1 protein-coding gene is annotated in these 655 nt (G+C 64.6%); it reads right to left on the bottom strand.

The features are described 5' to 3' along the window. On the bottom strand, window positions 1-587 hold a 587-nt coding region (locus HX803_RS32085; RefSeq protein ID WP_178926071.1), incomplete at its 3' end, for a cation transporter. Window positions 588-655 lie beyond the last annotated feature (68 nt).

Raw genomic sequence — 655 nt, 5'->3', positions numbered from 1 at the left:
ATGCCTTCGTACTTGGCGTGACGCAGTTCGTCGACAAGGCCTTGCTGTTGCGCGAGCAGCCGCTCGCGCAGGACGGTCGGCGGCGTGGCGGGCATTCCGTCATCGAACGGACTCTCGCGGCGCAAATGAGCCACATGCGCGGCGCGAATCATGATTTTCGACGGCACGCAGCCGACGTTGACGCAAGTGCCGCCGATGGTGCCGCGCTCGATCAGAGTGACGCGGGCGCCGGCTTCCACCGCCTTCAAGGCGGCCGCCATTGCCGCACCGCCGCTGCCTATGACTGCAATGTGTAGCGCGTCGCCGTTTTTGCCGACCTCGGTGTCGCTGCGCAACCAGCCCAGCGCCTTATCGAGCTGGCCGGGGCGCGGTTGTAGCGAGGCGACTTCGAACGACGCTTGATACCCAAGGGCCTCGACGGCGGCTTGCATTTGTTCACGGCTGACAGCCGCGTCGGCCGTCATTTCGGCCTTCCCACCGGCGTAGGAGACGTCCGCCCGGTGCACGCCGGAGATTCCCTCCAGAGCATCTCTGACGCGGTCGGCACAGGAGGCGCAGGTCATACCGTGGATTCGCAGTGTGGTCATAGCGTTTACTTCCTCAAATGGGTCTCTTTGCGGCATTACTGTTTTGGCTGTGGTGGGCAGGCACCCGG

The sequence above is a fragment of the Pseudomonas sp. P7548 genome (assembly GCF_013386585.1).
Lineage (GTDB): Bacteria > Pseudomonadota > Gammaproteobacteria > Pseudomonadales > Pseudomonadaceae > Aquipseudomonas.
The sequence above is the reverse complement of the archived record's forward strand: the minus strand, read 5'-3'. Positions and strand labels throughout refer to the sequence as shown.